Here is a 13523-nt window from a genome sequence, read left to right on the forward strand (position 1 = left end):
GCGTCTAGGCGAGCAGGTCGAGAGTTGACTGATTCCACCACAACCGTCCGGACCGGGTGGCCGGGTCATCGGGCGGGATCCCACCCGATGACCCGGGTGGCACTGGCAGGTGGTGGCTGCGGTCCCGTCGCGCCGGGTCCTGCCAGTCCGGGTCACCGCCGGCCGGGCCGCCGTCAGACGGATCTTTGGTGGAGACATCAAGGCTGGCGTTCAGGCCGGGGGTGGCGAGGTCTCTGCGCAGGTCCGGGAGCATGCCCCGTAGTGCCTCCCGCGCGGTGTCGGTGGGTGCGAATAGTTCCACCCGCATGCCCTCGGCGGTGACGACCGCCCGCACAGTGACCGGGCCGAGCTCGTCCGGCGCGACCCGGACCGTGATGAGGTGTTCGCCCGGCGCAGCGGAGGTCAGGCTGAAAACCGGTTTGTACAGCTGCGTAGCGAGCGGCGCGTGCTGCGGTGCGGGCACCGATGGTACGGGAACTGCGGGGGCAGCGGTCAGGGTGGCTGGTGCCTGCTGCACCGGGAGCGCCCCAGCAACCTGGGCGGGCTGAAGCTGAGCGCCCGACGACGACGCCTCCCGATCAATCCCTGCGCCGCGCACTGTCGCAGGCTGAGCCACGGCAACAGCCCCGGGCAGAGATCCGGTGCCGGCCCCGACCGGAGTGGTTGCTGAGGATGCCGGGGTTACTGGGGTTGCTTGAGTTGCCGGACCTGCTTGAGGTTCCGTCGTGGTACCCGGCACTTGCCCGGACGAGGCCGGTTGGATGGCCGGTGCAGTCGTAGACTGGACGACCGGTGCGCCCGATGCGGGCACACGGGCGGCGTCCGCGACCGCGGGGACTCCTACTGATGGTGCGGGGGTGGCTCCGGCGGTGTTTGTCGCACCCGCGGCCACGACACCCGGCGTGTTTGCGGGGATGGTATCGGTTGGAGTGGCGGCGCCCGGCGTATTTGCGGCGGTGATCGCGGATCCGGCACCTGCCAGCGCAATCCGGGGTGCGGTGCCGGCTGTCGTCGTCCCGTCACCTGCCGAGCCTGCAACGGCCGGTGTGGTGACCGGGCCCGGGATCTGCGCATGGGCTGACGGTGTCAGGCGCACGCCGGTCTTGCCCAGGAGGTCGGTCCCGCCGTTCACCGGCAGCCCAGCGGCCAGGCCGATGGTACTGATCTCGGGCGTCGCCCCGCCGGCGTCCGCCGTCGGGAGGAGCGCTTCACCCGTGCAGGCGGAGTCCGGGGCAGTCACTGTCGCGATGGTCCCAGCAGGCGGGGACACCACGGGGCACGTCTGGCCCAGCATCAGGCTCAGCGAGGGAATCGGGGTCAGTTCGTCAACCGATCCCCACGCGTTCGGGTCAGTTGGAGGGGTGGGACCGGGCATGCCACGGGGCCCTGCCCCGGGCCGGGACAACGTCCCCTCCAGCACATCGCGGGCCAGCTGAAGCGCTGGCGCGAAGGAGGCGCCGCTGTCGGCGGTCGGCTTCGCTGGCATGACCGCACCCTTCAACGCGGGCCCGCCTACCGCCGCCAGCGCGCCGCTCATTACGCCCGCCCCGAAACGAAGGCTGCCTGCGCCGCGGCAACCAGGTCTCCGAGCGCTGCACCGTCAGCCGGAGGAGCCGAGTCCGATGCCCCGGCCGAATCCGAGGGCACAATACGGCGGATGGTGTCGATGTTTCCGTCGTTCTCCCACGCGTCACGGACCTGGATGGTCTTCCCCGGCTGGGGCGCGTCAATTACCTTGTTGTTGCCCAGGTAGATGGACACATGCCCGCCATCGAGGCTGAACAGCAGGTCACCCGGTTGTGCCTCCGCCAGGGACGGCACCTCGGTGCCCATCTTCATCTGGTCCCACGTCACGCGGGGCAATTCAATGCCGAGGTCGCGGTACACCCGCTGGGTGAAGCCCGAGCAGTCCATTCCCACCGCAGGATCGGTGCCGCCCCAGACATAGGGAACGCCGACGTAGCGGTTGGCGGCCGCGACGACGTCGGAACTGGTTGCTTCGCCGGTGGCCATCGGTTGCGCGGGCGCTGCCACCGACACCGGCGCAGCCGCGGCTGATGGGGCGGGGCTGGAAGCGGTCGACGACGTCGGCGTGCCTGCTGCAGCGGCGGCCAGCGCATCGGCGAACGCGCGGCTGGGCCCGGTGGAGCTGTCGGACGCCGCAGACCCGGCGGCCGGTGCAGCCGGGGCCGCCGGCGCTGTAACAGGTGTGGACAGACGGCTCAGAGTCGACTGGATCTGCTGGATCCGGCCCACTGTGTCAACGATGGTCATGGCTGATGTCCTTTCGGGCGCCGCGCGTTGGTGGCAATTTCGTCGAGCACCAATTGCTCGACACGTAGGTCTTCCGCGTGCACCGCTGCGGTGTGGCGTTCCTCAAGCTTTTCCAGGCTGATGGTGCGGGCACGCGCAGCGCTGAAATCCGCCTGCGCCCGATCCTGGTCCACCCGGGACCGGGTTTCGAGCGCCTCCAGCTCGCGCAGCATGCTCCGTGATGAGGAGCGCGCTGCGGCGACGGCGGCGAGCGCCTGGGCGGAATCGACCCGGCTGAGGGACCGGTCGAGGGACGCCACCGCGGTCCCGCGATCCGCTGTACGGGCCCGCAGCGCAGCGTTGGCCGCGGCGAGCTCCCCCGCCGCCTGATCCTGGTGGATCCGGCGCAGCCTCAGCAGCCCCGCCAGGGGAAAGGACCTGGCCATCATGGGGCACCCAGCAACCGGATCAGCCGGTCGAGCTGGTCCCAGGTGTGGTCTGCGGGAGTCTGCTGCGTCATCGACTGCTGGAGAAAGGCGTTGATGGCGGTTTCGTGGTCAATGGCGGCGTCGACAAGCGGATTGGAGCCGCGCTGATAGGCGCCGACGTCGAGCAGGTCCTGCACCGACCGGCGTGCGGACAGCACCTTCCGGAGGAAAGCGGCGGCCCTGTTTCGTTCGGGGGTATTAACCCGTGAGGCGACCCGTGAAATGGACGCCAGCGCGTCCACGGAGGGGAAGTGCCCAGCAACAGCGAGCTTCCGGTCCAGGACCACGTGGCCGTCGAGGAAGGACCGGGCAGAATCGGCGATGGGTTCATTGTGATCGTCGCCGTCCACCAGGACGGTATAGAGGCCGGTCACCGACCCCCGCTCCCCGGTCCCCGCCCGTTCCAGGAGTTGCGCCAACAGGGAGAAGGTCGACGGCGGGTACCCACGCGTCGCGGGGGGTTCGCCGGCGGACAGGCCGATCTCGCGCTGCGCCATGGCGACCCGGGTCAGCGAGTCCATCATCAGCACCACGTCGGTTCCCTCGTCGCGGAACGCTTCAGCGATCCGGGTGGCCACAAAGGCGGCACGCAGTCGCATCAGCGCCGGTTCGTCAGAGGTGGAGACCACCACGATCGAGCGTTTCAGCCCCTCGGGGCCGAGGTCGTCCTCCAGGAACTCCCTGACTTCCCTGCCCCGCTCACCGACGAGCGCAATTACTGAGACGGCGGCGTCGGTGCCCCGGGCGATCATGGACAGCAAAGACGACTTTCCCACACCGCTCCCGGCGAACAGGCCCATCCGCTGCCCCTTGCCGACGGTGGTCAGGCTGTCCATCACCCTGACGCCCACCTGCAACGGTTCGGTGATGCGGGCCCGCTTCATTGATGACGGCGTCGGGTTGTCCAGTGGCACCATGCGCGCCGACTGGAGCGGGCCCAGGTTGTCGATCGGCCGGCCCAGCCCGTCGAGGACCCGCCCGAGGAGGCCGACACCGGTTGGCACCAGCAGCGGCTTACCCGCTGAGCTGACCGGGGTTCCCGCGTTCACTCCGACCAGTCGGCCCAACGGCATGCAGTGCACACCGCTGCGTGACGCTGCCACCACTTCAGCGTCCACCCCGGGGTTCTCCCCAATGGTCACCAGATCGCCGATGCCGCAGTCGAGGCCGGCCACTTCGACGCCGAGCCCCACTACCGAGGACACCATCCCGAGCCGGACGGGGGCAGCTGCGGACAGGGCAGCCGTCAGCCGCGGCGGGCGGGGCTTGAGGAGGGTGCTCATGACGGATCCTCCAGCGACTGCTTCGCGCGGGCCAGGGCAGACCCAATCCGGGCGTCAAGGTACCCGTCGGTGAGATCAACCATGGCGTCGCCTGTCGCCAGTGCCGAGTCGGGCACAATCGCGACGCCGGTCGCCGCCCGGGTCTCGTCGTCAAGGCTGTCCCAATCGGCCGGAGACAGGCGGATCCGCCTGACGTCGTCGGGATCGGTGGCCTGCAACGCGCGGGAGAGCGCCAACCGTGCGGGGTCTCCCGCACTCAACTGCGCGCCGACCACTGCCTCGGCCAGCTCAAGTGCCGCCGAATGCACCAGGTGTTCCGACGCGGAGTCCACCGTTGCCACCTTCGCGGCGAACGCCCGCGCTGCCGCGTCAAGTCCGCGCACCGCCTGATCAATCCGGGCCTGCTCGCGCTGCCGGAACGCTGCGTGCTCGGCCTGTTGCGCTGCAGCGGTCCGCCGCAGCTCCTCAGCGGCAGCGCGCATTCCCGCGGCGTACCCGGCGGCGTGCCCCTGGGCATGACTGCGGTCGGCACTGCCCGACTCCTGGAGGGTCAGGGCAGGGAACGCGTGGGCGAAAACCGGCGTCTCAGTAGACATACTCGTCCTCGTCGCCGCGCTGGACGGTGATGCTGCCCTGCGCCTCGAGGTCGCGGATAGCGCGGACCACCAGGGCGCGGGCCTCCTCCACCTGGGACATCCGCACGGGTCCAACCGCCCGGATTTCGTCGTCGAGAAGTTCGCGGTTACGTTCGGAGACGTTGCTGCGGATCATTTCGGTGACCGGCCCGGAGGCGCCCTTCATGGCGCACGCGAGCACAGCCGAATCGATGCCGCGCAACACCTGCTGGACGTCACGGCGGTCGAGGTTAACAATGTCGGCGAAGGTCAGCATCCGGGCGCGCACCTCATCGGCGAGCTCCGGGTCCCTGTCCTCGAGCCCGGCGAGCAGCGCCCGCTCCGTGGACACGTCGGAGCGGTTGATGATGTCGACGAGCGGCTGGATCCCGCCGATCGCCGCAGCGGTCTGGTGCGGCGTCCCGATCGCACCGGCCCGCAGCTTCAGGGTTTCGGCTACCACGCCCACAGCCTCCGGTGTAGCAGTTCCCATGGTCGCAATGCACTGGGCGACGTCGGTACGCAGCACGTCGTCGAGGGCCATCACCACCGCTGAGGCATGTTCAGGACGGAGGTGGGCCAGCACCAGCGCCGTGGTCTGCGGCAGTTCGCCGTCGAGGAGGGTCTGGATTTGTCGCGGATCCACGGCGTCGAGGAACTCGAAAGCCTTACCCGCCATGGATGACGCCAGCCGATCCATCACCCCCGCGGCCCGGTCTGCCCCAAACGATGCCTCCAGCAGCCCGGCGGCTACGTCCTTACCACCGCGCGGCCGACGTCGGCCGCTGGTGCTCAGTTCATGGAATTCGGACAGGGCATCGTCGGCCACCGACGGGTCAACCCGGCGCAACCGGACAATCTCGGCGACAATCTCCTCGGCCTCGGTGTCGGAGAACTGGCGGAGCACAATGGCGGCGTGGTCCGGATCGAGCTGCATCAGCACCATGGCTGCCTTCTGCGTACCGCTCATGACCTCGGTCGAGACCGGGGCTGCTGTAGCGACGAGCTCGCTCATACCGGCTGCCGGTCATCCATGAGGCTGCGCAGGTGTTCGGCGGTTTTCGCCGGGTCCCTGAGGGCCATCGCCTCAACGTCGGCCCGTTTGCGGGACATGGCGTCGTCGTGGCGAAGACCGGCAATAGCGCCGATGTCGATGGAGGTGGTTTCGGGTGCCGGGTCCATCATGCGGGTGGCACCCAGGTCGACCAGCGCTGGTGAGCCTGGGCCACCAATGGCGGGGATGACCTCCTGCAGTTCGCCCAGGTCAACGGGTTCGCGGCGCTGGCGGCGTGACCGGCGCGCGTAGATGACCAGGGTGATGATGATGGCCAGCAACGTCAGTGCGGCAACAATGCCGACCTGGAGCAGGAGCTTGGCCCGCTCCTCGGCGGCTGCTGCCGCATCGGCGGCTGCGAGCGCGTCAGCCGCTTCGGCGGCGCCGGCGTTGTTGAACGGCAGCACCTCGACGGTGACCTGGTCCCCGCGGTCGACGTCGATCCCGGCGGCCGTCGTCACGAGCCCGGTCAGCCCGGCAAGGTCCAGCGCACCGGCTGCTTCCTCGTCGAGCGCCACCGAGACGGTCTGCCGGTTGATGGCACCGGCGGGGATGGTGGTCGATTCGGTGATCTTGTTGACCGCGTTGTTCCGGGTGCTGGTCTCCGAGTTGAAGTTCCCGTCACCGGCGGCCTCGTCGGGACCTGCAATGTTATCCGGGCCGAGCACTCCCGCGGCGCCTCCACCGGCGCCCTCGTACTCTTCGGTGCTGGTCGATTCGTTCAGTGCCGGGGCGCCGTCGGGCGTCGTGAAGGACTCTTCGACCCGTTCAGCGAATTCGGTATTCATGTCTGCGGCTACCACCACCGAGGCGTTTCCCGGCCCGACGACGCGGTCCAGCATGGTCTGGACGTTTGCCCGCACCGTCTCCTCGTAGTCGGAGGACTGCTGGTTGACGGTCCCGGTGGCCCCCACGCCCACGGCGGACAGCACGTTGCCGTCGGCGTCGATCACTGCCACATTCTCGGGGGTCATGCCGTCGATCGACGCCGAGGTGAGGTGTGCCACGGCCTGCACCTGTTCGGATGACAGTGAAACACCGCTGTCCGTCTCAATGAACACGGAGGCGGTGGGAGTTCCCGCCTCGGAGACGAATACCGACTCCTCGGGGATCGCGAGCCGGACCGAAGCGTTCTTTACGCCCTCCAACGCTGACACGGTCGCCGCCAGTTCGCCTTCGAGCGCCCGCTTGTAAGTGACCGATTCCTGGAATTCGGAGGATGTGACACCCATGTCGTCGAGGAGCGAATAGCCAGCAGTCGACGACGACGGCAGCCCTGCGGCAGCCGCCTTCAGCCGCTGGTCATAGACACTTTCTTCGGGAACGAGGATGGTTCCCCCGCCGGCCGAAAGCTCATACGGGATGTTGTCGGTGCGCAACTGCTCGACAATGATGGAGGCGTCCTCACCGTTCAGCCCGGAGAACAGCGGCGTGTAGCTGGGTTTCATGGACCAGGTGACAAGTGCTGCGATACCCAGCGCGAGCACTGCCACACCAATGATCGCGATGGTGCGCTGGGCGATGGTGAAGGCCTTGACCGCGTCACCTAGGCGGGTCAGGACGGAATTGAATGACTGTGCCATCAGGCCTGCATCCTCATGATCTCGTTGAAGGCGTCGACGCCCTTGTTGCGGACGGCGGCGACCAGTTCAAGGGTCACCTGGGCGCGGGTGGAGGCGAGCGTTGCATTGTGGATGTCACTCAGGTCACCGGTGACAGCCTGGACAGCGAGCGCGCTCGACGTCGACTGCAGCGACTGGAGGTTTTCGACGGCGCCGGTCAGTGCCGTGGCGAACCCGGCACCCTGGCCGGGTGCGGCGGGCTGCGTCTGTGCCAGGTACCCGGTGCCCGTCACCTGCTGGACGGAGCCCACTGTGGGGAGAGCGGAGATGGGCATCAGGAGCGTCCGATCTGCAGGGCAGCTTCGTAGGTGGCTTTCGCCCGGTCGACGACGGCGGCGTTGGCTTGATAGCCACGCTGGGCCATGATGAGGTGGCCCATCTGGGCTGACATATCGATGTCCGGGTAACGGACGTTACCGTCAGCGTCGGCGAGGGGGTGGCCCGGTTCGTTGACCACCCGGCCTTCGGCGTCGCCGAACTGGGCGCCAGCCACGTACACGCCGCTGACTCCCTGGCCCTCCTGGGCGGTGACATAGCGCTCCTGGAAGGCGGCGCCGTCGGTGGCAGTCACGGTGTTGGCGTTGGCCATGTTGTCGGCGACAGTGTCGAGCCATTTGCGGTGCACGGTGAGCCCGGTGCCGGCGATGCCGATCGCGTCGAAGGTCATCAGTTGCTCCTCATCGCGGTGCGCACACTGGTGAACTGGCCTTCAACGGCGCGCGCCGCGAACTGGTAGCGCAGTACGGTGTCGATGTTGGACAGCGTTTCGGTGTCCAGGTTGACGTTGCTGCCGTTCAGGCGGGTCGGTTCGAGGGAGCGGTCGGTGGAGCTCGCGACCTGGCCGTCGCCGTTCGCCACCGAACGCTTCAGTGCGTCTTCGAAGCTCACCCGCTGGGCATGGTAGCCGGGGGTGTTGACGTTGGCGATGTTGTTGGCGGTCACGCGCTGTCGCAGGGACAGCCCATCCAAAGCGCTGTTCAGTGCAACCGAGGTCACGGAATCGAACACGGCGGAAACCCTCTTCGTGATGATGAGGCGAATGCGGCCGGTCCATGGCCTGTTGGGTGAGCGATCCATGCTCAAACCCCACTATCGGCCAGAGGCTTCCGGTTGGTTAGCGGTTCGGCGGATTAAGTTTTTTCAGAGGTCAGCCTGCGACGTCGAGGTACACGGCTCCGGGCCGGGCGGTGGAGGCGTTGACCGCGCTGACCATCGCGTAGTGCTGCCGGTTCTCCCGCACCGCTGCCTGTAGAGCATCAATGGCGTGGCGTTGGGCGTCCTGGATCCGTTGGGCCCGGCCGACCAGGTCCGCCGGGATCGGGCCCAGGTTCACCGGGCGGTGCCACTGGGGATGCGTCAGGATGCCGTCGTCGTGAGTGTCGGTCGCCGCGGCAATTCCCGCTTCGAGCGCATCGAGGGCGGCCAGCCACTCCCGTTGACCAGAATCAGGCAAAACCACGCGCTCCTGTAGCGGCGGCCGGGACGGGAACCGGAATTTGCGCTGCCGCTTCGTGCCAGGCCTGCCGGACGGGTTCCAGGAGTGCGATGCACTCGCGGGTCCGGTTCACGTCGCGGCTGATGTTCGCGTCGATCAGGGTAGTCATGACATAGGAGTACAGCGATTTGAGGCCGTGCGCGCCATCCCATTTGTCGGTGTTGAGGGAGAGATTGAGCTCGGTGATGATGGCCTGGGAGTGGATCAGGTTCTCCGAGGCCACCGCCCACTCGGCACCCTGCTGGGCAGTTTCGGCGCGGGCCAGGTCCAACATCAGCCGGTCGTAGAGCATAGTCAGCAGGCGGGCGGGCGATGCGGACAGGACGGCGTCGCGGTTATACGCCGCGCGTTTCGCCGAGGCGCTGGTCAGGGTGGTCACGATCTTGAGCTCTCCATCCGTGGCAGGTTTGCTAGCTGCGAGGTCAGCCATGTCCCTTGGGACTGCAACTGATTCAGCTGCAACTCCAGGTTGGTGTAGGTGCGTTCGAGCGTTGAGCGGCGGGTTTCCAGCCGGCGGTCCCATTCGGCGACCTGCGTGTTGAGTTCCTTGACCTCTGACTCCTGGCCCTGAATCCGCAGCGTGATGGCGCCGTCGAACTTGTCAGAAGTGTCCTTGGCCACGCCAGCTACCCGTGACGCAATCTCCTTGAGCATGGATTGCACGGCGGCCGGGTCGGCGGCCAGGGCCTTGCCGAACTTCTCGGAGTCGAACTCGACGGTGCCGGTGCGGGTCAGGGTGATACCGATGTCCGAGGGGGATCGCCCATCCACCGGCGCGGTGGCGGCAGACAGAATGCGGGCGGAGATGCCCCGCACCCCGCTGTCACCGGTGAAGAGACCGGCGGTGGCCACTGAACTGCCGGTGGATTCGGAGGTGGTGACCGACGAGTTGGTTGCAATATAGCCGAGGGCACCCGCCACCGCGTCAACGAGGTCCTTGGCGGTCTTCGTCGTGGCTGCCTGATCGCGGGCAACGGTGATGGTGACCGGGTCAGTTGACACCTTCGCCGCTGTGACATCCACGCCCGGCAGCAGGTTGGTGAACGTGTTCGACGACGACGTCACGGACTGAGCTGCTGCGGTCCCCGCCCACAGGGTGACCTGTGAGTCCTGGGCGGTTTTCACTTCGGCCGCGCCTGGCTCGGTGAGGAGATTGGCGGCGGTCCCGGTTGTGGTGTCGGCCGCCGTGCCCCGGTGAACGGTGAATCCGCCATCGGCACCTGCAGCTTCGGAGGAGAGCTGCAACCGGTACTGGGGTTCGTTGGCGGCGTTCACGCCAGAGGCGACCTTGACTGCAGTGATCCCCGAGTCGGAGGCGTTGATGGCCGAGACCAGGTCGTCCAGCGAGGTGGTGGCCGCGGTGATCTCGGTGGCGGTACCGTCCGCTGTGGTGACAGTGATGACCGGTGGGGAATCCGGCCAGGCTGTCATCGCTGCGGTGACTGACACCTGGTTCTGCGCGAGGCGGTCGACGGTGATATCCAAAGAGCCCGCGCTGGCTGCACTTCCCGCCGTCGTCGTGACGTTCGTGGAGCTTGCCGTGGCCTTGAAAACGTTGAATGCTGCGGGGAGGGCTGCCTTCTCGGCAGCGGCACCAAGGCTCGCGACCCGCGTATTCAGCTGCTGCAACGCGGTGACCAGGGTCTGCGTTTCGCCGACCCGGTTTTTCAGGAGGACCTGGGGACGGCCTTCCAACTGCATCAACTGGTTGATCAGGGTGGTGGTGTCGAGGCCGCTAGCCAGGCCGTCAATGCCAAGTGCCATGGTCTAGTCCTCCCTGGGATGTGCTGTGGATTGCGGTGGTGGTTTCGTAGTGGTGCTGGGCAAAGGAATGCAGGGCGGTGGGAGGGTGTGAGGTCCAAGTCGTTCCCTCTCACCGCCCTGCACCTTTAGCCTTTAGCGCTGCGGACTAGCCGAGAAGCTGCAGGACACCCTGGTTCATCTGGTTGGCCTGGGCCAGCATCGCGGTGCCGGCCTGGGAAAGAATGCTGGACCTGGTGAAGTCGGACATCTCCTTCGCCATGTCGGTGTCGCGGATGCGGGACTCGGCCGCAGACAGGTTTTCGATGGAGACGTTGACGTTCTTGATCGTCGACTCGAAGCGGTTCTGCACAGCACCGAGCTCGGAGCGTGCGGATGAGATCGTCTTGATCTGCTCGTCGATCAGGTTGATTGCATCCTGTGCTGAGCTGGCTGTGGTGAAGTCGAGGCCAGCCACACCGGTGCTGGCAACTGCGGTGCCCGCACCAAGTCCACCACCTGCGGGATCGGTAACGTCCACGGTTCCGCCGTCGTTGGCCTTGACCAGGATGCCAGTTCCGGTGCCGTTCTCATTCTTGACTACGGTTGCAGTGAAGTTCGAGGAGAAGTCGGCATCTGAGTTGAGGGCAGATGCAAACTCCTCGACACTAGTGAAAGCTGAATCAGCTCCGGCATCGGGGGTGACCGCAACCGAGGTGGTCACGCCGTCCTTGACAGAGCTGAACGTGTACGCAGCTTCGGCCAGAGCAGTCGGAGCGCCTGTCGTTGCGTCGAATGCAGCAACGTCGAAGCGGGTTCCGCCGCCCGTGGAGGCCCCAAGGGTATCGGCTACTGACTTCACATTGGCACCGGAGAGGTTAACAGCGATCTGGCTGCTGAGGTCACCCTCAGCACCAACCTGGAAGTTCATCTCCGGCTTTGATCCGTTGAGCAGCTTGTTGCCGTTGAAGTTGGTGTTCTCCGAAATGCGGTCAAGCTCAGCGACAAGTCCATCAACCTCGGTCTTGATTGCACCGCGGGACTCAGCGTTGTTGGAATCGTTGCCCGCCTGCACAGCAAGGTCACGCATACGCTGCAGGATCGACTGGACCTCGGTCAGCGCGCCTTCAGCAGTCTGAACCACACCGATGCCGTCCTGAGCGTTACGTGATGCAACGGTCAGGCCACCCACCTGCGACTTCAGGCCTTCAGCGAGAGCCAACCCGGCGGCGTCGTCGGCTGCACGGTTGATGCGCAGGCCACTGGAAAGCTTCTCCAGTGACTTGGACATGTCGTTCTGCGTCATCGACAGGTTGCGGTAAGCATTCATTGCCGAGACGTTGGTGTTGATCTGAAAACCCATGATGTATTCCTCCGTGAGTGGGTAAAAGCGCCGGCCCATCCATGGGCTGGCAACCTTAGCTATCGGAAGAAGTAATCGGGGCGTTAGCGAAAATGTCGAAGAAAATGCCGACTATTTTGCTGCGGTTGTCATGAAGCAGCTGAATTCGCTACCGAGACCAAGTGGGCACGGGTGATTCCCCCGGATGTCTGGTCGGCCAAAGCCGCGAGATAGGCGGTCCGGCGGTTAGGTGAAATCCTCGATCGTGGCACATGGCGCACAGCCGTTTCATCCGCGTAGTGGGTGCCAAGCCCGTCCTGCAGCAACCTCACGGCCTCGGAGCGCTGCTGGGAGACGGCCGAGTGCGTGGAGCCCAACTCCTCGGCGATCTCCTTGACTGAGCGGTCCTCGAAGTAGATCTGTTCAATGATCCAGCGCATCCGTTCGGGTAAGGCTGCGACCGCTGCCCGCAGGTAGACCAGGCGTTCGGACGCGAGGAGAGAGGCCTCCGGCGAGGACCCATCCGCGACCAGCAGGTCCACCATGGTGTCATCGAGGGCCGACACGGTGCGGGAAGCGTCGCTAAGAGCTGCGTCAGCAACCGCGCGCTCGACGCCCAACACTGCGGCGATCTCATCGACTGTCGGGCTGCGGGCGAGAGACGCTGTCAGCGTCTCCTGCACCGCCAACGTTTCCCGGATCCGGCGGCGGGCTGAACGCGGCGCCCAGTCAATGGACCGCAGCTCGTCGGCGAACGCGCCGGTGATCCGACGGCGCGCGTACGCGCCAAAGGGGACCCCTAACGTAGGATCGAATGACTCTGCTGAAGTGATCAGCGCAATAGCACCAACCGACGCCAGATCATCCCTTGATAAATGAGTTGCTTTAGCACACAACTCTGAAACGAGATACCCCACCAGTGGTAGATTATCCACAACAATTTTATTACGGTCAGACCGATTCATGCCGAGTTCCCCAACTCTTGCGTGCGAGAGTCGCCGGCGCACTTTGACTGAGGCAATGAAACCTGTTACCCCGTGCGCGGACGGTTACAAGATGAAAGATACCACTAACATTGCGGTTAGCAATGCCGATAGTAATGAGCGACCACGCTGAACGCGGGTTTCATAGGGAAAGGCGGCAGTGTGGGAGCGCATGAACTATCCGCGCTGCTCTGGCAGGAACGCGAACTACTTGAACTTTTGGTGTTTAAATTGGAGGAAGAACAGTTACTTCTGACAACCGGCAAAACCCGATGGCTGCAGCACGCCACCCGTGAAGTTGAATCAGTGTTGGAGCGCCTGCGCTCGGCAGGCCTCGCCCGCACCGTCGAGGTCGCCTCGCTGTCCGGAGAGTGGGGCACTGCCGACGACGCCACACTCCGCGAACTTGCTGGCCGGGCACCAGATGGCCCCTGGGGGGACATCTTCAGTTCCCACCTCGCCGCGATGACCGAACTCACCGTCGAGATCCGCACCCTCCGTGATGCCAACCAGCAGTTCCTGCGGGCCGCAGCCCGCTCCACCCAGGAGACGCTGTCCCGACTCAATCCCGACGCCGGACTGTACGACTCCCGCGGCACCTCGGATGCACCCTCCGAAAACGCCCACCTCTTCGATAAGGATCTGTGAG

At 66.0% G+C, this 13523-nt stretch carries 16 protein-coding genes; 1 reads left to right on the top strand and 15 read right to left on the bottom strand.

The features are described 5' to 3' along the window. Positions 1-4: 4 nt before the first annotated feature. The 15 genes from IWX62_RS00085 to IWX62_RS00155 form a co-directional block, all read right to left on the bottom strand. Complete coding sequence (locus IWX62_RS00085; RefSeq protein ID WP_333483116.1) at positions 5-1537, bottom strand: flagellar hook-length control protein FliK; 1533 nt, start codon at positions 1535-1537, stop codon at positions 5-7. Further along, positions 1537-2274 carry a C40 family peptidase gene (locus IWX62_RS00090; RefSeq protein WP_196839325.1) on the bottom strand — a complete coding sequence of 246 codons (738 nt, stop codon included), beginning with the start codon at positions 2272-2274 and terminating at the stop codon, positions 1537-1539. Before IWX62_RS00090 ends, IWX62_RS00085 begins: the two co-directional genes overlap by 1 nt. Then, on the bottom strand, positions 2271-2702 hold the full coding sequence (locus tag IWX62_RS00095; RefSeq protein WP_333483117.1) for a hypothetical protein: 432 nt from the start codon (positions 2700-2702) through the stop codon (positions 2271-2273). The genes IWX62_RS00090 and IWX62_RS00095 overlap by 4 nt, the downstream gene beginning before the upstream one ends. Beyond that, complete coding sequence (locus IWX62_RS00100; RefSeq protein WP_196839326.1) at positions 2699-4024, bottom strand: FliI/YscN family ATPase; 1326 nt, start codon at positions 4022-4024, stop codon at positions 2699-2701. Before IWX62_RS00100 ends, IWX62_RS00095 begins: the two co-directional genes overlap by 4 nt. Then, entirely contained in the window at positions 4021-4620 is a 600-nt protein-coding gene (locus IWX62_RS00105; RefSeq protein WP_196839327.1) for a FliH/SctL family protein, read from the bottom strand. Before IWX62_RS00105 ends, IWX62_RS00100 begins: the two co-directional genes overlap by 4 nt. Beyond that, positions 4610-5653 carry a flagellar motor switch protein FliG gene (fliG, locus tag IWX62_RS00110; RefSeq protein ID WP_333483118.1) on the bottom strand — a complete coding sequence of 348 codons (1044 nt, stop codon included), beginning with the start codon at positions 5651-5653 and terminating at the stop codon, positions 4610-4612. The genes IWX62_RS00105 and fliG overlap by 11 nt, the downstream gene beginning before the upstream one ends. After that, complete coding sequence (gene fliF, locus IWX62_RS00115; protein ID WP_196839328.1) at positions 5650-7275, bottom strand: flagellar basal-body MS-ring/collar protein FliF; 1626 nt, start codon at positions 7273-7275, stop codon at positions 5650-5652. Before fliF ends, fliG begins: the two co-directional genes overlap by 4 nt. Continuing rightward, the gene (fliE, locus tag IWX62_RS00120; protein ID WP_196839329.1) at positions 7275-7589 is read right to left on the bottom strand and encodes a flagellar hook-basal body complex protein FliE; all 315 of its coding nucleotides are present in this window, start codon (positions 7587-7589) and stop codon (positions 7275-7277) included. The genes fliF and fliE overlap by 1 nt, the downstream gene beginning before the upstream one ends. Then, entirely contained in the window at positions 7589-7981 is a 393-nt protein-coding gene (locus tag IWX62_RS00125) for a flagellar basal body rod protein FlgC (RefSeq protein ID WP_196839330.1), read from the bottom strand. Before IWX62_RS00125 ends, fliE begins: the two co-directional genes overlap by 1 nt. Next, complete coding sequence (locus IWX62_RS00130; protein WP_196839331.1) at positions 7981-8322, bottom strand: flagellar basal body rod protein FlgB; 342 nt, start codon at positions 8320-8322, stop codon at positions 7981-7983. Before IWX62_RS00130 ends, IWX62_RS00125 begins: the two co-directional genes overlap by 1 nt. A gap of 139 nt (positions 8323-8461) precedes the next feature. Beyond that, positions 8462-8767: a hypothetical protein gene (locus tag IWX62_RS00135; protein ID WP_196839332.1), complete on the bottom strand. Its 306-nt coding sequence runs from the start codon at positions 8765-8767 to the stop codon at positions 8462-8464. Next, entirely contained in the window at positions 8760-9188 is a 429-nt protein-coding gene (fliS, locus tag IWX62_RS00140; RefSeq protein ID WP_333483119.1) for a flagellar export chaperone FliS, read from the bottom strand. Before fliS ends, IWX62_RS00135 begins: the two co-directional genes overlap by 8 nt. Then, complete coding sequence (fliD, locus tag IWX62_RS00145) at positions 9185-10573, bottom strand: flagellar filament capping protein FliD (RefSeq protein ID WP_196839334.1); 1389 nt, start codon at positions 10571-10573, stop codon at positions 9185-9187. Before fliD ends, fliS begins: the two co-directional genes overlap by 4 nt. A gap of 145 nt (positions 10574-10718) precedes the next feature. After that, complete coding sequence (locus tag IWX62_RS00150; RefSeq protein ID WP_196839335.1) at positions 10719-11912, bottom strand: flagellin N-terminal helical domain-containing protein; 1194 nt, start codon at positions 11910-11912, stop codon at positions 10719-10721. 128 nt (positions 11913-12040) lie between these two features. Next, positions 12041-12856, bottom strand: coding sequence for a sigma-70 family RNA polymerase sigma factor (locus IWX62_RS00155; protein WP_196839336.1), 816 nt, complete (start codon positions 12854-12856; stop codon positions 12041-12043). Positions 12857-13036: 180 nt separating this feature from the next. On the opposite strand from IWX62_RS00155, the gene IWX62_RS00160 reads away from it, so the two are divergent. Further along, positions 13037-13522 (top strand): flagellar protein FlgN, encoded by a 486-nt coding sequence (locus IWX62_RS00160; protein ID WP_196839337.1) that lies wholly within the window; start codon positions 13037-13039, stop codon positions 13520-13522. Position 13523: the final 1 nt, after the last annotated feature.

The sequence above is a fragment of the Arthrobacter sp. CAN_A1 genome, assembly GCF_015751665.1.
Lineage (GTDB): Bacteria > Actinomycetota > Actinomycetes > Actinomycetales > Micrococcaceae > Arthrobacter_D.